Here is a 19,592-nt window from a genome sequence, read left to right on the forward strand (position 1 = left end):
GTGCCGCCAAGGGTGGTAATAGTTATAGGCCCGGTGGTTGCACCAGTTGGCACCTGAATGCGCAGCGTCGTCTCGTCGTCCAGGATGTAAACTGCCTCCGTGCCGTTGATGGTCACGACCTGCACATCCACGAAGTTCGTGCCCGTCACCGTCACGATGTCGCCCACATAGCCCTCAGCCGGAGTAAAGGAGGTAATTGTAGGAGACAACACTGTAAACGTCTGACTTGAAACCGGGCTTACTCCCGTTGCTGACAGAATGATTGGGCCTGTAGTAGCTCCAGCAGGAACTGTTACTTGTATTTCATTATCGCTTACTATTGTAAAGCCCGGAGCATTTGTTCCATTAAATGTAATTCCTGTAACGTTGCTGAAATTGCTTCCTGTTATTGTAACCACACTACCAACATAACCACTAGTTGGGTTGATAGCTGAGATAGCAGGAGTCAGATAATCACCTGTTCCTGTTAAGTTAATTACATAAGGGTTTTCATCAGTATCGTTACTAGCAATAGAAATGCTAGCTGTTTTTGAACTAAATGAGGTTGGTGCAAAAGTTACGTTAAAAGTAGTTGCTGAGCCAGCTGCTACTGTTGAGGCTGTATTAGTAAGATCGACGGCAAACTCTCCTGCATTGGCACCTGCAATAGCTACCCTTGGATTTCCAGATAAACTAAGGATATCACTTCCTAAGTTCTCTATTGTGAACGTGAGCGTTTTTTTCGTTTTAAGGTTTACACGTCCAAAACCAAACGTGCCATTGTTAACAATATCATTTGTTTGCTTGATATTAATTTCTGGCTGGCCAGCAGTTATACTAATTGCATCAAACAACAGCTGTTCACCATTAGCCGGCCTAGAAGCATATCTAAACCTTACCCTTGTAGCTCCACTACTTAAGTTTGCCGTAACTGGCTTTTGTGTACTTGAGGTAGGACCAACTTGGTCAGCACTGGTTACTGTTTTAACAGTAGTGTAGGTAGCCCCATTATCAGTTGACTGCTCTACAACAAACTCCCCAGAAAAAACACTTGGAGTAAAAATACCTAATGCCCGTAAGTAGAATGATACCGTCTTAGTTGCTCCAGTAGAAACCTGTACTGTAATTCTATCACCTTCTGTATCAAAAAATGCAGAACCACCTGTTGCCGGACCAGTCGGGTTCAAGTTTGTAGTTTTATCTGCCCCTAAGCCTGTTGAAGTGACACCACTCCCTGCTGTAGGGGATGCCCAGGGACCATAATAATCAAAGGGCAGTGTTAATGAAGTCTGCCCATACCCCTGCACCACAAATGCAAAGACAAATAAGAACTGTAAGAGCAGCGACTTGAGTAGCCGAGTCTCTTTAAATTGTGCGTAAAGTTTTGCCATAGCTGTGTTTATAAATTCTTCTTCAGTTCGAAAAGTGTATAGTCCCCCTATAATAATATAGCTACAAATATAAAACAATCTGCTTCAGATCTTGTAAAATTCCGATGAATATTTTAGAATTCAGATGCTTCTGACTTAAAACAGACCTCTTTTGCTACGCAGCAATTGCACAGAATTTTCAATAAATAGGAATTAAAGCGTTAAACATTGATCGTGGCGGGTTAATGGCCATATCCTTTTAGTAGAGGAGCTGCATTGCATCTTTCAATAAGAATTTGCCAGCACTTTTTATTTCTGCAAATAATCTAAGGCCGCATTGGCATTGTACAGAAACTTATACTTCAGAGCTTTTCCATTCTGCTGCACATAAGCAGTACATCCCATGTTACACCATCTAAAGAGGCCGCCTCTAGTATAAAGCATGTATAAAAAGATGTGAAATTGCCCGGAAAAGCACTTACCCACAGCAGGAGCAGCAGCAGGTGTATACTTGCCTCCGGCCCCACACAAGGAGCCATGCTTCTTAAAGTGCCAGCACCTGATACTGCCGCTAACTCTTGCGGGCTACAGGGTAGGGGCGGTCTATGTTGGGCTGTATAAAAAGCTCCTGCGTATCCAGGTCCAGCGCCACCAGGTTGCCAAGTGCCGCATTTTTATAGTATACGCAGCCGGCATCCAGGTTCAGCCGCTGGTTTTTGTGCGCTGCGTCTTTTTTAATGGCATGCAGGGCTGTGGGCGTGTGGCCGTGCAGCAGGCGCTTGTTATCCAGTTCAGCCCAGTCTACCTCATAGCCCCGTATGTTGAGCATGGCATCGCGGTCGGCAAAAATATCTTCCTGCTTAAAATCAAAGCCCGCATGCACCAGAAAGTAGTCGGGCAGCTCGAAGTAGTAAGGGAGGCTGTGCAGAAAGGCCACATACTTATCAGGCAGCTGCTTTACTTTAGCTATATTAAAACTCTGCAGCACCAGCTTTTCTTCGGTTTCGGTCAGGTCCAGGGCTTTGTCGCCTTTTTCAACTGCCTTCAGCAGCATCTGGTCGTGGTTGCCGCGCAGGCAGTGCACCTGGTAGTGCTGTTTGCGCAGGTGCAATATAAAATCTATCACACCCCGGGAGTCGGGGCCTTTGTTTACAAGATCGCCGAGCACGTAGAGCTCATCCGATTTCTGAAGCTTAAGCTTGTCCTGCACCAGTACTTTAAAGGTACGGGCACAGCCATGTATATCTGTAAGGGCGTAGCGGGCCATGTTTTGTTTTAATGCGCAGCTTTAGCGGCTGGCAAATATAAACAGAAATAGCACCCGATATACAGGTGCTATTTCTGTTTGTATGTTAAGAAATGTTAATCTTAATTATACTTGTTGTTGTCGATGCCAGGCTTGTCCAGGTTACGGTTTGGGTTATTTGTCTGCACATTTTCCCCTATTTCGTCTGGCCCATTGGTATACTTCTCCGACAGCTCTTCGTGCTCGGCACGTGTCTGGTTCGGGTCTACTGGCTTTCCGCCTGCCGCTTTGTCCTGTCCGCGTCCTGATGGATTGCCTTGGTTTTCTGAACTGGCTTTCGTATGCTTATATGATGTCATGATTTCCTCCTTTTTTATATTCAACATGCCTGCGCTGTTTAGCACCGGCTCTCTTCTATCATTCGTCTTTTTTATATCAGGTGCCTCTGCCTTCGTCTTCAGAGCGGAAGTTATCCTTTGGCGGAATTCCGTCGTCAGAGAAGTCGTTTACACCGATGGCACTCGGGCCGTTGCCAGCTGTATCGCTGCCGTAGCCTTCTTTGCCGTCGCGGTTACCGAAGCCACCGCGCTGGTGCTCGTTCTTCGGAGGGTTTGCACCCGGTATAATATGCCCGGCGCGCATTTCCTGCTCGCTGGTATCAGGCTCTTCTACACGAATCGGGCGATCATTCGGCCCTTGCCCCTGTAGCTTATTTTTATCTTCTTTATCTTCAGCCATAATGGTATCATTTAAGTGAACGAGGCTTCTTTCATACAAGAGTGCCTCTGGTTGTTTTACTCTTTTAGGCCCGCTTAGGTTTAGCTTTTCATTTTTTACAGGCAGTATTTAGAGCATGTTTAAAACTCACGCTTTGCGCTGCAAAAGCCTGTACAGAAACCTGGCTTCACGCTTTTCTCGCCCCGTAGCGCTGCTATGAAGCTTTAAAACTACTTTGCCAGAATCCTTTCCAGGCAGCTTTCGCTTGCAAAAACGAAAGCAAACGAAGCTTAGGTTGTTACCATCTCGCCACCGTTAATATGCATGATTTCGCCTATGGTAAAGGCTGAGTCTTCGGAAGCCAGGTATACATAAGCCGGTGCCACCTCAGAAGGCTGCCCAGCCCGCTCCAGCAGCGTTTTCTGCCCAAAGGTCTTTACATGTTCTTCATCAAAAGAAGCCGGGATAAGCGGTGTCCAGATCGGGCCGGGTGCCACGCCGTTTACCCGTATTTTTTTATCGGCCACCATTTGGGCCAACGTGCGGGTAAAGGCAAGTATGGCTCCCTTAGTAGACGAGTAATCCAGCAGTAGTTTGTTGCCGTGGTAGGCGGTGACAGAGGTGGTGTTGATGATGGTGCTGCCTTCTTTCAGATGGTCGAGGGCGGCTTTCACGAAATAGAACATCCCGAAAATGTTGGTGGCGAAGGTGCGCTTCAGCTGCTCATCCGTTATATCGCGGATATCTTTCTGCTCGTGCTGCTCTCCGGCATTGTTCACCAGTATATCCAGCTTGCCCAGCTCATCCACTGTCTGCTTCACGGCCTTTTTCGCAAAAGCTTCATCGCCTACATCTCCAGCAATAAGAAGGCACTTGCGGCCTTCTTTCTCTACCATTGCCTTGGTAGCCTGTGCGTCTTTGTCTTCGTTCAGGTATACAATTGCCACATCGGCTCCTTCACGGGCATAGTGTACCGCCACTGCCCGGCCAATGCCGCTATCGCCGCCGGTGATCAGGGCAACTTTATCTTTCAGTTTATCGCTGCCTTTGTAGTTGTCCCGGATAATCTCGGGTTCAGGGTTCATTTTATACTCTTTGCCCGGCTGCTCCATCTGCTGTGGAGGAAAAGATTTTGGTTTGTTTTCCATAGTTTTCATAGGTTTATACTTCTATCAAGCAGTGTGCTGATAGTATAAACTATACGCCTGCACTTCTGCGGTGTTGCTTAGGCTGGCATTGCAGGAGTGCCTAAAATTAATCGTTATGTGGCAGGAAGAAGACAATAAACTCACATGCAGCCTCACGTTTAAGGACTTTAAACAGGCGCTGCAATTTATGAACGCCGTAGGAGAGGTGGCAGAAGAAATGAACCATCACCCCTGGTGGAGCAACGTGTATAACAAGGTAGAGATAGAGCTGACAACCCACGATGCCGGCAACACCGTAACCGAGCTGGACCATGCGCTGGCAAAGCGGATTGAGGAGATTTATAGGTTCAATGTTGAATGATTGACTTTTGAATAACTGAATTTTCAATTTTGATTAATTGCATATAGCGTTAGCCTATCCTTAAAGACCTTGCAGCGTGCGCAGCTCCTGCGAGCGTCTGGTGTGGCTAGGCTCTTGCTTCAGAGCATCCTTAAAAGAACAATATAATTGCTGATTTGACGGCATTTCCCTTAGCCGTGCCTTTTAAGGCGGAAAGTCTGTACCTGTGTTTGCTCAAGTAGAAGCGCTGTAGTGATTGTCACTCCATTGAACCAACCCCTGCCCATCCGAGGCTACGATCAGACACATCTTCTGATGCTTCAAGCTGAAAACCGAAGTATGGCTGTTACTGCTTTGTAGCTACTGTACTTCAACCATTCCTAATCCCAGGGCCGTTTCGTTCTATTTTTTTGTCATCCTGAAAAGATCCTGGCAGCTCGTAGTGTAGGCTTAACCTCCCTTCTACCAAGTTTCTTTACAGAATGACAGTAGACGTTAACCTTCCATTCTCAGAATGAAACAGCCCTGCCCAAGGCGGGGAACCTGTAACTGCTTATGCAGAAGCACGTGTTTCATGGTGGCTGCTATCGCGCGGACAGGTCGCGACCTGTCCCTACAAAAAATGACTGAAGCTCCGTTAGCCTTAGCTGTTTGAATGTTTCCAGTGCTTGGGTGCTCATCTTGTAGAGAAAAGCAAACTACCGCAAGATTTCATCTTGTGGTTGAAATGGTGAAAGCTTTCAGCTTTCGTAACAGATGTTGAGGCTTGCATACCTACACAGTTAAAAACGCGCCCCATGAAAAGCTCCAGGTTGCAAAATGAAGCAGTAGTGTATTTTTCCCTACAGGATTAGCTCCCGAGAAAGGTAGTTGCGACTACTGCTATCAAGTATAAATTTTGTGGCTGACGATATCCAACCACCCCTAGCCCCTCCTTTTCTAAGGCGGGGAACCTGTAGCTGCTTATGTAGCTGCACGTGTTTCATGGTGGCTGCTATCGCGCGGACAGGTCGCGACCTGTCCCTACAAAAGGTTCTGTACTTATAAGAAGCTGTAGCAGTCAGTGGCTATCTGAGTGTTTCCAGTCCTTGGGTGGGGGTAGGGGCCCTCGAAACGAGCGCCTTGTAATTGATGCGGTGCCCGAAGGGCAGCCTACAGCGAAGCGGTGGCAGCTTCAATTGCACAGCGCGATGCCCTTATCGAGGGCCCCTACCCCCAGGACGAGCCCTCGCGGGCTTGAGTGCTCCAAATGAATAGGTGAAACGTTTGGTATATGGGAGCTGGAGGATGGACGGAAGCTAGAAAGGATAGCTTGTTCGAAGAAGCAGAAACAGAGGCAATGGAAGTACGGCCAGAGCTGTACAGGTATGGCTCTGTGAGCCAGTAGAGCTGGAAGCTCTACACCATAGTAGGCACTAGCTGCAAGCTAGCACCAGCAGCTTAACAAGTATAACTAGCTGTATCAAGTGCAGCCAATGCTTATGCAAGTATGGCTTTGCAAGCCAGTTGAGTTAAAACTCAACACCATTGTAGGACACGAGTTGAAAACTCGCGCCAGCGGAGGGGCCAACAAAGGGAGGCAAGCAGTGGCAATGAAGGTATAGCTTAGGCAATTTAAGACACAAGCGGACGCTCGCGCCAGCGGCTCAGGCCCTAGTAATTGCAGCTGCTGACACTACAGCAGGAGGTTGAGCGTGTGTTGACGCCTTCTTGTACTTACCCACTCCTTTAAAACAAGCTCTTCACACGCTCAAAATCCAATAATTTAGTTATTCAAAACGAACCCTCTCCCTCAGAACTCAAAATATCTTATCTTTGGCTTATGCAGGAACAGGAAAAGACGAGCTTATACTTGGTACCGACCCCTATCGGCAACCTGGAGGATATTACGTTGCGTGCCATACGGGTGCTGAAAGAGGTAGATGTTATACTTGCAGAAGATACCCGCACCAGCGGCAAACTGCTAAACCACCTGGGCATCGAAAAACGGATGCACAGCCACCACCTCCACAACGAGCACAAAGCCACTGGCCATCTGGTGGACAGGCTGAAAGCAGGCGAGATAATGGCCCTGATCTCAGATGCGGGGACACCCGGCATTTCTGACCCCGGTTTTTACCTGGTGCGCGAGTGCCTCAAAAACGACATTAAAGTAGAGTGCCTGCCCGGTGCTACTGCCTTTGTGCCTGCACTTGTTAAATCTGGCTTCAGCACCGATCGCTTTACGTTTGAGGGTTTTCTGCCCGTAAAGAAAGGCCGCCAGACACGCCTGCAAAGTTTGGCAGAAGAGGAGCGCACCATGATTTTCTACGAATCGCCGCACCGCCTGATCAAGACCCTGACACAGTTTGCCGAGTATTTTGGGGGCGAACGGCAGGCATCTGTTTCACGTGAAATCTCTAAAATGTTTGAAGAAACGCTTAACGGAACCCTCACCGAACTGATCCAGTTGTTCAATAACAAAGCCATCAAAGGTGAATTTGTGCTGGTGGTTTCGGGCGCTACAAAGCCTGGCAAAAACGCTTCTGAGAAAGAATAACATGAAAACGTACTTACAAAAATTAACAGTGGCGCTGTTGTTCTGCCTGGCTACCTTGCCAGCCTGGGCGCAGTTTGATGGCTATCAGCTCTCGCCACAAGCCAAGATCAGCCTGATAACCTGCTCCAGCGGCGAGGATCTTTATGCCGTTTTCGGGCACAGTGCAGTGCGGGTTAATGACCCTGTATCCGGCCTGGACGTGATTTTTAACTACGGCACCTTCGATTTTAACGAGCCGAACTTCTATCTTAAATTTGCCCGTGGCAAGCTTAACTATAAACTGTCGGCGGCACAATTCCAGGACTTTGTCTACAGCTACGTGCAGGATAACCGCTCGGTGTACGAGCAGGAACTGAACCTAAACCCGGCGCAAAAGCAGCAGTACTGGGATTTCCTGACGAACAACTATCTGCCGGAAAACCGCTTTTACCTCTACGACTTTTTCTTTGATAACTGCGCCACCCGCATCCGCGATGGCCTGGAGGCTGCGCTGCCCAACCAGATTTCCTTTAATATCAGCAGTTTTGATGAAGACTACAGCTTCCGTAACCTGATCGATTTATACTTGCCGCCGCAGCCCTGGGGTGATTTTGGAATAGACCTGGCCCTTGGTGCACGCATAGACCAGGAGGCAACGCCTTACCAGTATATGTTTCTGCCAGACTACCTGGCCAAAGGCTTTGCCAACGCCACCATTGCTCAGGACGGCATGGCTGCCCCGCTTACACTGGAGCGCCATACAATATTTGAGCGGGAGCCGGTTCCTTTTGCCTCTGGTCTGCTTACTCCTATGGTCTTGTTCTGGGCCTTCTTCTTTGTTGTGGCTGCCTTAACTGTTTTAGATGCTGTAAAGAACCGTCGTAGCCGTGTGTTTGATATGGTCTTTTTCTTTATACTTGGTCTTTTAGGCATTGTGGTGCTCCTCCTCTGGACTGCTACAGACCACCAGGCCACAGCTTACAACTTTAACCTGCTTTGGGCTATACCAACCCATGTGGTTGTCGCGTTTTACCTGGGCAGCCATGTGCTGCGCGAGTGGGTACGCAAGTATGTGCTGTTTACAGCCGCACTTGCTGTTATTGTGCTGCTCGGCTGGCCGTTCTGGCCACAAACGTATCATGCTGCTTTTCTGCCTATCGTACTCTCCATAGCCCTTCGGGCCGCTTATGCCGTATGGTTCTCTAAAAAGACAGCAACCCTTGTACAACCTAAAAGTGTAGCCACTAGCTTATGAATTTAGAACAACTTGCACAGCAGCTAAACATACTTTGCCGCCAAACCGGCGCTTTCATCAAACAGGAAGGCCAAACCTTCGACCGTTCTAAAATAGAAAAAAAGGGCTTCAACGATTTAGTATCTTATGTAGATAAGGAGGCGGAGAAGCAATTGGTAGAAGGGCTGCGCAACTTGTTGCCGGAGGCAGGATTTATCACAGAAGAGGGCACTGCCACTACAAAGGGAGAGCGTTACAACTGGGTAATTGACCCGCTTGACGGCACCACCAATTTTACGCATAGCCTGCCCGTGTATTGTGTGAGTGTTGGTCTGCTGGACGGAGACAAGGTAGTGCTCGGCACTGTGTACGATCCTAGCCGCGACGAGTGCTTTTGGGCCTACCAGGATGGCGGTGCTTACTTAAACGATACCCGCATCCATGTGTCAGACGCTCCGGCACTGAAAGATGGTTTGATTGCCACTGGATTCCCATACTTTGATTTTGGCCTGACAGAGCAGTACCTGCAGGTATTGGGCTCTTTTATGGCTAAGTCGCATGGCATCCGCCGCATGGGCTCAGCCGCCATCGACCTGGTGTATGTGGCCTGTGGCCGCTTTGAGGGATTTTTTGAGTATAACCTGAACCCCTGGGATGTGGCCGGAGGAGCCATTATTGTGCAGGAGGCGGGTGGTAAGCTGAGCAAGTTTACCGAAGAAGGCGACTATGTTTTTGGCCGTGAGATTATAGCCAGCAATGGCCATGTACACCACGAAATGCAGGAAACGATCGCCGAATTCTGGAAAAAGGGCATGGCTTAAACTTTTTATACCTGACGCGGGTTTTTAAAGTATGATACAGCAACTCATCATTCTGCTTATATTTCTGGTAGCAGTAGCTTATATGGGCCGCATGCTCTACCGTAGCTTTGCAGCTAGCAGCGGCTGCGCCAAAGGCTGCGGTTCCTGTGGCTCCATTGATTTTAATAAAATTCAGAAAGAGCTGGAAAAGAAGAATGCCAGTGCTTAAGCAGGGCAGCTAGCATAAATAACACAGAAGAGAAGCCCTACGCTGCGGCAAGCTTTTTAGTATGGTATTCCCAGTTACTCTTTACTCCTGGCTGGTTTTCTATTTTTAGGCTACACGCCTCTCTATCCACTAAAAATTAAAGAGGTTTGTATCTAAACTCAGTTTTTGCGTATAGAATTATACTAAAATTCGAAACTTAAAAAACGAGAGTTATGCAAGATAAAATAGAAGAAAGATCTTTGGTAAACGTACTTAACCGCCTTCATAAAGATGGTTATAAAACTGATTTCCAGGTATCGGAAGCTGGCGGGTTGTGTACAATGGGTGGAACAGAGGAGTTTAAGCCTGACCAGGTGCGTATTATAGATCATTATCGTTTTGAAGGCGAAAGTAACCCGGATGATATGTCTATCTTATATGTAATTGAAACGCAGTCTGGCCTGAAAGGAACCCTCTCAAATTCTTACGGTCCGTATGCGGATGAAAATGTAGATACCTTTCTAAAGCAGGTAGAAGACTTAGGTAAGAACCTGGATAAAAAAGACAAGTAAGCGCTTGTTTAAAACTCATCCTTTGCGTTGCAAAGCCTGCAAAAGAACTTGGTTTCGCGCTTTACTCGCCCATAGCCCTGCTATGAAGCCTTAAAAACTGCTTTACCAAAACCCTTTACATGCAGCTTTCGCTTGCAAAAACGAAACGCAAACACTCCCTAAAACAGAAAAGGCCGGTTTAGCACCGGCCTTTTCTGTTTTAGCAACGTAATGTTTACCCATTCTGGCCTTCGCCATCCTGGCGCCGGCCGTTTTTTATGGAAGCAGTTATTGTTTCTATTTCTTCGCTTAACTTTTCGCCTCCTTTTATACCAAAGTCCAGTGTGCGGATTGGGAATGGAATCATGATATCGTTTGCATCGAAGGCTTTCTTGATACGGATGATGGCATCGCTCTTGGCACCAACATAATCTACCTGCCTGTTATACGTTATCCAGAAACGGGCTTTAAAGTTGATCGAGCTATCGCCGAAGGCATCATACATTACTTCGATGTCACGGGTCTTGATGCGGTTCTTCACTTCCTGTAATGCTTCAATCACCACCTGCTGCACCTGCTCCAGGTCCTCTCCGTAGGATACGCCTACCTCCAGGTCTACACGGCGGGTGCCCCGTACTGAAAAGTTCGTAACGGGGTTTTCGAATACCATCTTATTTGGCAGCCACACCAGCTCTCCGGTTACCTGCCGGATATCAATCGTGCGCAGGGTAATGCGCTCAATCACACCCGTATAGTCGTTGGTTTCAATCATATCGCCCACTCTGAATGGCTTCTGCACGGCAATTATTACCCCTGATATAAAGTTGGCGGCAATATCCTGAAAGGCAAAACCTAAAGCCAAACCTAATATACCCACACCTGCCAGCAACGATACAACCAGCTTATCAAGGCCCAGTACATTCAGGGCCAGGAAGAAGCCAACGCCCACCATGGCAATGTAGAGCAGGGTAAGAATCAGGTTGTTTACTGATGCACTGTGCGAGAACCGGCCTATAAATTTTTCAAGCCAGTTTCTTAAGAAGCCTGCCACATAAAAAGTGGCAATCAGTATCAAAAGCGCCACCAGCAGGTTTGGCAGCAGCAGCACAGCCTGGTCGCCCCAGTTTTCCAGCTTCCCCCACAGTAGCTCTACCGTATCGTTAAGTTCTTTCATATTGCTTGTCAGGTTGATTCAGTTAGTTATTTGTTAGGCCCATACTTTGGTACCTTCCGTACAGTTGCGGCACATCTCTACTTCGCTGCGGGAGCGCAGCAGCGTTTGCCTGAAGTTAGTATACTTAGCGCCGCGCCATACCTGTGCAAAGCTTTGCTGCTGCAGGTCTCCCTGCCTGTACTCGGCATCTTTATCAAAGCAGCACGGCACCACCAGCCCATCCCATGTTATTACGCAGGAGTGCCACATTTTCCAGCAATGATTCAGCAGCTTGTTTTTCACGCTATAGCTGCCATCGCCGTTGTTTTGGTACCTGGAGTAATAATCAATGGTAGGAATCAGCGGAGAGCCTTGTGCATAATCATAGATTTGCGCTGTTTTGAAAACCACTTCATCTACACCCAGCTCTTTCGCCAAGTCTTTTACGTCATCCAGCTGATGCTCGTTAGGCCGCACCACCAGAAACTGAAACATGATGTGTGGGGTACTTGATTTTAACTCCTTTTTCCACTTTACCACGTTGCGTGTACCCTCCAGCACTTTATCTAGCTTGCCGCCCACACGGTAAGCAGCGTATGTCTCCTGGGTTGTTCCGTCTATAGATACGATCAGGCGGTCCAGGCCGGATTCCACGGTTTTACGAGCCATCTCATCGTTCAGGAAATGGGCGTTGGTGGAGGTAGCGGTATAGATTCCCTTGTCTGAGGCATACTTAACCAGCTCCAGAAAGCTCTTGTGCAAGTATGGCTCTCCCTGAAAATAAAAGATCAGGTACATCAGCCGCCGGTGCAACTGATCGATGGTACTCTTGAAAAGCTCGTTTTCCAGCATGCCTGTGGGGCGGGAGAAGGAGCGGAGGCCGCTTGGGCACTCCGGGCAACGCAGGTTACAGGAAGTAGTTGGCTCCAGCGAAATACTGAGCGGAAGGCCCCAATGCCTGGCCTTGCCTGTTAGTTTGGAGTAGACATAGCTGCTCACCACCTGCAGCGCATTAAGCGCACGCAATGGCGTTAGCTTCGATAAAAAGTTAAGCCCATCAGCCAGTTGAATTGCCATGTAAAAAATAAAAAGCTAAGGAAGCAACAAGGCGTTATTTGCTGCAAAATAAAAGGGTAGCCACTACGGCTACCCCACTAAGGTATGCTTTCTGGCGTTAAAGGCCAAAATACCGTTATGTTAGTATCTGAAAAGCGCTTTCACGCTTACATCGTTCGTGCCCATTTCTGAGGCTTCGCCATTGTTGCTTACAAATACTCGTCCTCCCTGCGACAGCGTTTTTACCGCTGCCAGGTTCACAAGATCAAAGTCGCCGCGGCGGTATTCCGGATGCACCTCAGCTGACGCGTTGATGGCATCATACGTACCCCAAACCGGCTTGCCTGGCTTAATGAACAGCGTATCGATTCGGCCGTGCATGGACTCTGCTGCCACTGTGGCGACATCCTCAGAAGTAGTACCAGTTCCGGCTACGTTGTTGTAACGCTCCATGGCATCTTTCTCGCTCTGCTCCATTACCGGCTTAATTACAGCCAGCCCCTTTTCGTGCAGTTCTCTGCTATCAACCGCACCTGAGTTTTCGTTTACGTTAACGTTTTCGGCAACTATGTTTTTATACTTGCTGTGTGCCCTGTAAATGGCGCAGTAGTGGTCTACACCAGCCAATACCAGTGGCTCCTGTGCATCGTGCAGTATCTCCTGCAGGCCGTTTGATACCTCCTGCAAGAACTCACGTACTCGCCCATGCTCATAGTCACTTTTGTTTGTGCCTGCTTGTGCCGTGTTTATAAAGGAGCCATTAATGGTTGCTCTACTGTTCTGAAAGTCCTGATCTTTGCCTCTTACCTCAGGCTCCAGCGCCTCTTCTATAGATTCCGGAATCATGGAACTCACATCAATTTCCTTGATATTATCGATGGTTGCTTCGTAAAACGTAATCTTCTCGCGGAACAGGTGCAATAAAAAGAAGCGGCCGTTCTGGCTAAGAATAGGCAGGATAGGAGTAAAGTAGAACTGGTTCAGCACATATACCTCTGTCGGCATCTTTACCGGTAAGTTATAATGGATAGAAAAGCCCTTGGTGATAAATACAGCCAAGCCATCGCTCTGATGCCTCCAGAAGTTATTGTCGTGCAGCAGCTCTTCAGCCGGCTTGATATATTCTTCTATCTCAGCCTGTGGCACATCATGCGCCTCCAGTAGCTCTTTTGCCTTTTTAACCTGATTTTTGAACATGGTGCTGTCCACGCCATTCAAGGTTTGCTGGCCAGCACGGTGAGTAGGTAAATAAAACGAGATGCATAGGGCATTCGTGTTATTTTGCACATTGATCAGTTTCTCAATGTCTTGTTTATTTATTAATGCCATAGAGTTATCTGTTATAAGTTATGTTTTCAACTTTAGCTATTGCGCCTGCTTCAGGGCACATAGTATAGCATTTAAGTACGCAGCAAAACAAACAACGGTTATTAGAGTGACCTATATCGATCGTTGTTTGAGGCCTGCAAGGGTGATGAATTTATACGATGCTGGTTATTCTCCGCTGCCTTTTTTGTAGCTCTGGCTTAGGCCATGCAGGTGAACCCACCCCTAACCCCTCCGAGGAGGGGAATATCGGCTGTTGCTGTTTCACAAGTATAGGTTTCATGGCAGCCATTATCGCGCGGACAGGTTGCGGGCTGTCTCTACAGCCGCTGTTGAAGCTCCGTCAGCAGTGGCTATTTGAATGTTTCCAGTCCTTGGGTTGAGCGCCTCGAGAGGTTCCGGTGACGAGCGACAGCGAGGCAGCCGTAGCGCAGCGAAGGCAGGAAGCGAAAGCAGCGCGATGCCCGAGGACGAGCCCTCGCTTATATAGGGCCCCTACCCCAGCCGTGAGCGCTCCAAAGCCAAAGGTGAAACGATGGGTATTTGCGAGCTGGAGGATGAACGGAAGCTAGAAAGGATAGCTTGGCAGAAGATGCAGCAAGCAGAGGCTAAGTAAACATAAGCTGCGGCTAACATAGTCAGTCAACGGGGCAAAGGCTAAGGAAGTATAGCCGCCGTTAATCAGGCATGGCTTTTCAAGCCAGTTGAGCTACAAGCTCAACATCATTTTAAGACACGAGTTGGAAACTCGCGCCAGCGGGGGGCTAGGGGCAGTGTGGTGGTATGTTATGGCACAAGCCGGATTATAGATAAGTTCAGCACATAAGGTGATTGCGCTACTTTAAAGGCGAAGACAGAAGTAAAACCTTGTTAAGTTCTTCAACTAAGCAGCTATGTGCGCAACAGAAACACAAAAGCCCAACACCTTTACGGTATCGGGCTTTTGCAATAGAAGCGTATGTGAACAATAGACTATTTTGCGGATGCTTGTCGTGTTTGCAGGTGGCCTGCTAAATCATTTGCTGCTTCACGATCATTAGGGTGGCGGGCCTTCTGCGAAATAAAGCGCCCTTCTGCGTCTACCAGAAAATAGGCAGGCATATCCTCCAGTTTATAATTTGCTATCAGTTCTTCCTGCTGCGTGATGCTAACAAAGGCCTGTTCGCCCTGAAGGTCTTTACCCTGTGCTGATTTGCGCCACTTTTGCTCGTTGTCACTTATAAACACATTCAGGAACACGATTTTCTGGCCTTTGAATTTAACTGCTAACTGCTCCAGGTGCGGCTGCTCTACATAACACAGGCTACAATCACTGCGCCAAAAGCTAAGGTATACCAGCTGCCCTTTAAAGCTGCTCAACGAAACTGTATCGCCAGCCAGGTTTTTATACTTAAAGTCCGGTGCCTCGCTACCAATTGCAAAGGCTTTGTTTGCATCATGCTGCTGCTGCAGGTATGCATTCACAGCTGCATCTTTATTGGTAGTTGTAAAGTCCTGCAGCATCTGCTCTGTATATTGCAAATGGCCGGATTTAATGGATTGCTTTAGGATATGTGCCTGCGCCAACAGCTTTGCCTGGCCCTGCAATTTCTGCGACACGGTACTGTAAGCTACTTTATAATATGTGGCATCTTTCTCTGTATAACCAGCCTCCTGTGCATAATGAATGCCGTACTCCTGAAGAAAGCGCACAAAAGCGGGGCTAACCAAGTTTGCCGGCCGCTGCATATCCAGCTTATCCAGGTAAGTATAAAAGGCTGGTGATGGCTTGGTGAGAGCTACCTGTAGTATCTGCTGGCGCAAGGGGTGATAACGGAGCTTATCTTTGGCATAACTAAATTCCACTTCGGCCAGCAGAAAGTTTCTAAACGTATCTGAAACCGGGTTTTTACCTGCGTACTTGTCTAGGCTCTTTAGCTGATCGTTGCGGCGGTAGTCCAGGAAAGCAGTAAACTCCTCTTCTTTTAACTTGATGTTGTCTGGCAGCACCTGGTAGTCTTCCTCATCTTCGAAGCGGGTAGTATAGGTGGCAAGATAATTATTCTCGTTGCCTCCTTTGCCTGTATACTTTAATGTGCGGAGAAATTTATCTCCGTTAAAGCTTAGACTAAGTTCATAACCGGGCTCCAGGTAAACCGGTACCAGTTCGTTTCCATGCAGCAGTTCGGCCACCATAGCACCTTGCAGCGGCACTTCTATCCGAAAGGTATTTCCCTGCAGTTCAGCTTGCAGGCTTTTCTCTTCAGGTATAAGCGGGTTAGGACGCATGACCAGCTCCACAACATCTGAAAGTGGCTTTGCTATTTTACCTGTAATTACGGCTTTACCCTGAGCAAAGAGCTGGTTCGTGAGCAGCAGGAGCAGGGCCGGCAGCACGGTTTTGAGTCTTACCATATGGTTAACTTAATCTGTGGCTAAATGATGATACTTCTGCCGCAACCTTTTACTAAAGCTGTTGCTGCAGTTAAGCCTTCAAACAACAGCACGCTATCGTATAATTCCAACGTACTGCTATTTTCTTAAATTTCCCAGCATTGTAGTAAGTATAGCCTTCGTTCTGTACTAATAGGCACCACAGTCTTGCTTGTAAGTATAGGGACGGGATTAACTTTAAGTATGAAAATACCTGTCATTCTATAATAAGCCTGGTAGAAACAAAGAGCCCATCCCCCGGAAGTTAAGCTTTTGCGGCTTGAGGGGGATGGGGCTCTTTATTAACAAGATCCTTCGCTATAAGTAAAGGGACAATAATAGCTTAAAACATACTTCCGCTGTCATTCTGCAAGAATCTTGGTTAAAGGGAGGTTAAATTATTATGGCTTGCCCACAAGATGCTTTCAGGATGACAAAATAGGTTAGCCTGATACTGTCCAACTACTTATGACAAAATAGGCAAAACTTATTTCGTTTGAGTGCTTAGCTTGTATAGTACTGGCTATCAGTCATTACCCAAACAAGCTACTGAACACTTCCTCCAGACGGCCATAGGCATGTATGTTGATAGAGAACTTGCTCAGGTCAACGCCTTTCTTGTTATACTTAGAGATATAAATATCCGTGAAGCCTAATTTCTCAGCTTCTGTTATGCGGTTTTCTACTCGGTTTACAGCACGTACCTCGCCCCCTAGGCCTACCTCTGCGGCAAAGCAGGCAGTGCTTGGTATGGGCATATCCTCAAAAGAAGATAGTATGGAGGCACATATAGCTAAGTCTAAGGCAGGATCTTCTACTTTCAGACCTCCGGCAATGTTCAGGAACACATCCTGCACGCCTAACCGGTAGCCGCCGCGTTTCTCCAGCACCGCCAGCAGCATATTCAGGCGCTTGCCATCAAACCCGGTGCTGGTGCGTTGCGGCGTACCATACGTGGCAGGGCTTACCAAGCTTTGCACCTCAATTAAAAGCGGCCGGTTGCCCTCCAGTGTAGCGCCTATAGATATTCCGCTGAAGGCATCTTCACGCTGTGATATCAGAATTTCTGACGGATTACTTACTTCACGCAGCCCTGTGCCCAGCATCTCATAGATACCCAGTTCTGAGGTAGAGCCAAAACGGTTTTTGGTGGTGCGCAAAATGCGGTAGGTCATGTGGCGGTCGCCCTCAAACTGCAGCACGGTATCTACCATGTGCTCTAAAATCTTCGGACCTGCCAGGTTGCCTTCTTTGGTGATGTGGCCGATCAGAAAAACAGGGGTGCCGCTCTCCTTGGCAAACTTCAGCAGCTCTGCCGTACACTCCCGTACCTGACTCACACTGCCTGCGCCAGCCTCTATAAAAGAGGAGTGGAGCGTCTGGATAGAGTCGATAATCAGCACTTGTGGCCGCACCAGTTCTACCTGCTTAAATATATTTTGTGTGCCTGTTTCTGTTAGTATAAAGCAATCAGAAGTTTGCGCCATAAGCCGCTCGGCACGCATTTTTATCTGCTGCTCGCTTTCCTCCCCACTCACATACAGCACTTTCAGGCCGCTCAGGCTAAGCGCAATCTGGAGCATGAGCGTACTTTTGCCGATGCCGGGTTCACCGCCAATCAGCACCATAGAGCCCGGTACAATGCCGCCGCCCAGCACACGGTTCAGCTCCTGATCCTGCGTAACAATGCGCTGCTGCTCCTGATAACTGATATCAGCGATCGGCTTTGGTTTATTTGATACCTGTGCTGTGCTGCTGCCTACTTTCCAGGCGGTAGTGGGCGTTACTTCTTCGCGCTGCACTACCTCTTCTACATAGGTGTTCCATTCGCCACAGGCCGGGCACTTGCCAATCCATTTAGCTGATTGGGCGCCACAGTTCTGGCAGAAGTAGGATGTCTTTATTTTAGCCATGCGATGTTGTTGTTCGTGTTCTGTTGATCTTCCGGGGCATAAGAGCATGTTTAAAATTCATCCTTTGCGCTGCAAAAGCCTGTAAAAGAACCTGGCTTCACACTTTTTTCGCCCCATAGCGCTGCTATGAAGCTCTAAAACCGCTTTGCCAGAACCCTTTCCATTCAGTTTTCGCATACAAAAATGAAATCTAAACAAGCGCTAAATACCCAGCTACTCAGAACAAATTTAAGAGGCAGAAGGATCAGTTTTCTGTAGATTTTACTAATTGCGCTAGTTTAGCGCAGCACCCTTCCTGCAAAGTATAAATGTACAACTTTCCGGCAGATGGACCTGCACTTTCCAGTACCTGCGGCTCTACTTATGTGTTGCCGAATTTATCTATATTAGCGGCTCCTAATTTTCTCTGCTACTATCATACCTATGCAAAACAACTTTACAGCTTCCTTTCTTCTGGTGCTGGCCCTTTTGCTTACCTGCACCGCCAAGGCACAGCAAGGTAGGCCAGCCTACTTTGTTACACTGGCAAACGATACTATACACGGTTCTATCAAGAAACATAAGGCCATTACTAATACCATCTACTTTAAAGCTACCGGCAAGAGTTCTTATACCGCTTATAACACAAGCCAGGTAAAATCTTTTACCCTGGAAAACAACCTGCTTTTTGAGCCTGTTACGATTACTCTGAACGAGCAGCAACAGCAAGTCTTTATGCGCGTGCTTGTAGATGGGCCTGTAAAGCTTTACTACAATGAGAATATAAGTGCTACCAGCCAGTATTTTATTCAAAAGCCAGGTGAGCCGCTGGTACACCTCCGGAAAAACTCATTGGATGGTACGTTAAACTACCTGCTGCAAGACTGCTCTGAAACGGTAAAACACAGCGCTTATAAGTATACTACCACAGCCCTGGCCGCCAATATAGATGCATATAATAAATGCATCTATCCAGCAGAAGCAAGTAATAAGTTGCTGGCACATGCCAGACTTGAGTACCAGGCAGGGATGAGGGCAGGAACCCGAATCGGATCTTTTAGCTATACAGGCAGGCATATTGAAAGCAATATTCCGCATACACAAAACCAACGCAAGGCTGACTTTGTAGCCGCTGGTTTTGTTAACGTTTCCACCACCACTACAAATTTCGCCCTGCAGGCAGAGCTTCTCTTTAAACGGTTCAGCGGTTCGCAGCACATTACCGGCATAAGCAGCAACCTTTTCGACTATACCTTCGACAGTAAAATAGATTTCACTTTTTTGCAGCTGCCTCTTCTTTTGCGGTACGATGTAACGACCAACAGCAACTGGAGGCCCTACTTGGTAGCCGGCTCCAGTTATAGCTATGTTCTTAACTCAAGCTTTGATAACAGCATCACTTACCAGGATAAATATGTAACGTATTCATACGCGTCAGATGATCAGCTGACCGGGAAATTAAACGGATATGCAGCAGGCATAGGTGTAGAATACCTGACTTTAAAGAAGGCTTCGTTTGTGTTTGATGCACGCTACGACACTAACACACTTCGCGGGAGAGGCGTGTTTGACGAGAAAGGCAAAGGAAGAAAATTTTATATATCCAGCCTGCTTTTTACGCTAGGTGCAGCTTTCTAGGGCT

The 19,592-nt window shown here is 47.7% G+C and carries 18 protein-coding genes; 7 read left to right on the forward strand and 11 right to left on the reverse strand.

The features are described 5' to 3' along the window. From ACFQ2O_RS00475 to ACFQ2O_RS00500, 6 genes are all read right to left on the reverse strand, one after another. A partial coding sequence (locus ACFQ2O_RS00475; RefSeq protein ID WP_377522008.1) for an IPT/TIG domain-containing protein occupies positions 1-1,370 on the reverse strand: 1,370 nt, incomplete at its 3' end. Between the two features lie 341 nt (positions 1,371-1,711). Next, entirely contained in the window at positions 1,712-1,888 is a 177-nt protein-coding gene (locus tag ACFQ2O_RS00480) for a hypothetical protein (protein ID WP_377522009.1), read from the reverse strand. A gap of 32 nt (positions 1,889-1,920) precedes the next feature. Continuing rightward, positions 1,921-2,616, reverse strand: coding sequence for a metallophosphoesterase (locus ACFQ2O_RS00485; protein WP_377522010.1), 696 nt, complete (start codon positions 2,614-2,616; stop codon positions 1,921-1,923). A 101-nt stretch (positions 2,617-2,717) separates the two neighbouring features. After that, a complete protein-coding gene (locus ACFQ2O_RS00490) occupies positions 2,718-2,981 on the reverse strand; it encodes a hypothetical protein (protein ID WP_377522011.1) in 264 nt (87 codons plus the stop codon). A 49-nt stretch (positions 2,982-3,030) separates the two neighbouring features. Beyond that, positions 3,031-3,333, reverse strand: coding sequence for a hypothetical protein (locus ACFQ2O_RS00495; RefSeq protein ID WP_377522012.1), 303 nt, complete (start codon positions 3,331-3,333; stop codon positions 3,031-3,033). 269 nt (positions 3,334-3,602) lie between these two features. Continuing rightward, complete coding sequence (locus tag ACFQ2O_RS00500; RefSeq protein WP_377522013.1) at positions 3,603-4,469, reverse strand: SDR family oxidoreductase; 867 nt, start codon at positions 4,467-4,469, stop codon at positions 3,603-3,605. A 73-nt stretch (positions 4,470-4,542) separates the two neighbouring features. On the opposite strand from ACFQ2O_RS00500, the gene ACFQ2O_RS00505 reads away from it, so the two are divergent. The 6 genes from ACFQ2O_RS00505 (at position 4,543) to ACFQ2O_RS00530 (ending at position 10,132) form a co-directional block, all read left to right on the forward strand. After that, positions 4,543-4,821: a 4a-hydroxytetrahydrobiopterin dehydratase gene (locus ACFQ2O_RS00505; protein ID WP_377522044.1), complete on the forward strand. Its 279-nt coding sequence runs from the start codon at positions 4,543-4,545 to the stop codon at positions 4,819-4,821. 1,801 nt (positions 4,822-6,622) lie between these two features. Then, positions 6,623-7,339, forward strand: coding sequence for a 16S rRNA (cytidine(1402)-2'-O)-methyltransferase (gene rsmI, locus ACFQ2O_RS00510; protein ID WP_377522014.1), 717 nt, complete (start codon positions 6,623-6,625; stop codon positions 7,337-7,339). Between the two features lies 1 nt (position 7,340). Continuing rightward, on the forward strand, positions 7,341-8,573 hold the full coding sequence (locus ACFQ2O_RS00515; RefSeq protein ID WP_377522017.1) for an Lnb N-terminal periplasmic domain-containing protein: 1,233 nt from the start codon (positions 7,341-7,343) through the stop codon (positions 8,571-8,573). Further along, positions 8,570-9,373, forward strand: a complete 804-nt coding sequence (locus ACFQ2O_RS00520) for an inositol monophosphatase family protein (protein WP_377522018.1) — start codon at positions 8,570-8,572, stop codon at positions 9,371-9,373. Before ACFQ2O_RS00515 ends, ACFQ2O_RS00520 begins: the two co-directional genes overlap by 4 nt. Positions 9,374-9,404: 31 nt before the next feature. After that, the gene (locus tag ACFQ2O_RS00525; protein WP_377522020.1) at positions 9,405-9,581 is read left to right on the forward strand and encodes a FeoB-associated Cys-rich membrane protein; all 177 of its coding nucleotides are present in this window, start codon (positions 9,405-9,407) and stop codon (positions 9,579-9,581) included. Between the two features lie 212 nt (positions 9,582-9,793). Further along, positions 9,794-10,132: a hypothetical protein gene (locus ACFQ2O_RS00530; RefSeq protein ID WP_377522021.1), complete on the forward strand. Its 339-nt coding sequence runs from the start codon at positions 9,794-9,796 to the stop codon at positions 10,130-10,132. Between the two features lie 214 nt (positions 10,133-10,346). Here ACFQ2O_RS00530 and ACFQ2O_RS00535 read toward each other — a convergent pair whose 3' ends face one another. The 5 genes from ACFQ2O_RS00535 to radA form a co-directional block, all read right to left on the reverse strand. Further along, positions 10,347-11,285 (reverse strand): mechanosensitive ion channel family protein, encoded by a 939-nt coding sequence (locus ACFQ2O_RS00535; protein ID WP_377522023.1) that lies wholly within the window; start codon positions 11,283-11,285, stop codon positions 10,347-10,349. A 33-nt stretch (positions 11,286-11,318) separates the two neighbouring features. Next, the gene (locus tag ACFQ2O_RS00540; RefSeq protein ID WP_377522026.1) at positions 11,319-12,341 is read right to left on the reverse strand and encodes an SPASM domain-containing protein; all 1,023 of its coding nucleotides are present in this window, start codon (positions 12,339-12,341) and stop codon (positions 11,319-11,321) included. A gap of 120 nt (positions 12,342-12,461) precedes the next feature. Next, complete coding sequence (locus tag ACFQ2O_RS00545) at positions 12,462-13,649, reverse strand: baeRF3 domain-containing protein (RefSeq protein ID WP_377522030.1); 1,188 nt, start codon at positions 13,647-13,649, stop codon at positions 12,462-12,464. 969 nt (positions 13,650-14,618) lie between these two features. After that, on the reverse strand, positions 14,619-16,040 hold the full coding sequence (locus ACFQ2O_RS00550) for a TlpA family protein disulfide reductase (RefSeq protein ID WP_377522032.1): 1,422 nt from the start codon (positions 16,038-16,040) through the stop codon (positions 14,619-14,621). 551 nt (positions 16,041-16,591) lie between these two features. Further along, positions 16,592-17,971, reverse strand: coding sequence for a DNA repair protein RadA (radA, locus tag ACFQ2O_RS00555; protein ID WP_377522033.1), 1,380 nt, complete (start codon positions 17,969-17,971; stop codon positions 16,592-16,594). A 423-nt stretch (positions 17,972-18,394) separates the two neighbouring features. Here radA and ACFQ2O_RS00560 point away from each other — a divergent pair, with 423 nt between their 5' ends. Next, the gene (locus ACFQ2O_RS00560) at positions 18,395-19,588 is read left to right on the forward strand and encodes a porin family protein (protein WP_377522035.1); all 1,194 of its coding nucleotides are present in this window, start codon (positions 18,395-18,397) and stop codon (positions 19,586-19,588) included. Positions 19,589-19,592 lie beyond the last annotated feature (4 nt).

The organism is Pontibacter rugosus, assembly GCF_042678745.1.
Taxonomy (GTDB): domain Bacteria; phylum Bacteroidota; class Bacteroidia; order Cytophagales; family Hymenobacteraceae; genus Pontibacter; species Pontibacter rugosus.

What these genes read in the sequence shown, in the direction of transcription:
- ACFQ2O_RS00560 (WP_377522035.1), top strand. Translation starts at nt 18,395, where the DNA reads ATGCAAAACAACTTTACAGCTTCCTTTCTTCTGGTGCTGGCCCTTTTG.
- ACFQ2O_RS00530 (WP_377522021.1), top strand. Translation starts at nt 9,794, where the DNA reads ATGCAAGATAAAATAGAAGAAAGATCTTTGGTAAACGTACTTAACCGC.
- ACFQ2O_RS00545 (WP_377522030.1), bottom strand. Translation starts at nt 13,649, where the DNA reads ATGGCATTAATAAATAAACAAGACATTGAGAAACTGATCAATGTGCAA.
- ACFQ2O_RS00535 (WP_377522023.1), bottom strand. Translation starts at nt 11,285, where the DNA reads ATGAAAGAACTTAACGATACGGTAGAGCTACTGTGGGGGAAGCTGGAA.
- ACFQ2O_RS00550 (WP_377522032.1), bottom strand. Translation starts at nt 16,040, where the DNA reads ATGGTAAGACTCAAAACCGTGCTGCCGGCCCTGCTCCTGCTGCTCACG.
- ACFQ2O_RS00495 (WP_377522012.1), bottom strand. Translation starts at nt 3,333, where the DNA reads ATGGCTGAAGATAAAGAAGATAAAAATAAGCTACAGGGGCAAGGGCCG.
- ACFQ2O_RS00480 (WP_377522009.1), bottom strand. Translation starts at nt 1,888, where the DNA reads ATGGCTCCTTGTGTGGGGCCGGAGGCAAGTATACACCTGCTGCTGCTC.
- radA (WP_377522033.1), bottom strand. Translation starts at nt 17,971, where the DNA reads ATGGCTAAAATAAAGACATCCTACTTCTGCCAGAACTGTGGCGCCCAA.
- ACFQ2O_RS00540 (WP_377522026.1), bottom strand. Translation starts at nt 12,341, where the DNA reads ATGGCAATTCAACTGGCTGATGGGCTTAACTTTTTATCGAAGCTAACG.
- rsmI (WP_377522014.1), top strand. Translation starts at nt 6,623, where the DNA reads ATGCAGGAACAGGAAAAGACGAGCTTATACTTGGTACCGACCCCTATC.
- ACFQ2O_RS00490 (WP_377522011.1), bottom strand. Translation starts at nt 2,981, where the DNA reads ATGTTGAATATAAAAAAGGAGGAAATCATGACATCATATAAGCATACG.
- ACFQ2O_RS00525 (WP_377522020.1), top strand. Translation starts at nt 9,405, where the DNA reads ATGATACAGCAACTCATCATTCTGCTTATATTTCTGGTAGCAGTAGCT.
- ACFQ2O_RS00515 (WP_377522017.1), top strand. Translation starts at nt 7,341, where the DNA reads ATGAAAACGTACTTACAAAAATTAACAGTGGCGCTGTTGTTCTGCCTG.
- ACFQ2O_RS00520 (WP_377522018.1), top strand. Translation starts at nt 8,570, where the DNA reads ATGAATTTAGAACAACTTGCACAGCAGCTAAACATACTTTGCCGCCAA.
- ACFQ2O_RS00485 (WP_377522010.1), bottom strand. Translation starts at nt 2,616, where the DNA reads ATGGCCCGCTACGCCCTTACAGATATACATGGCTGTGCCCGTACCTTT.
- ACFQ2O_RS00500 (WP_377522013.1), bottom strand. Translation starts at nt 4,469, where the DNA reads ATGAAAACTATGGAAAACAAACCAAAATCTTTTCCTCCACAGCAGATG.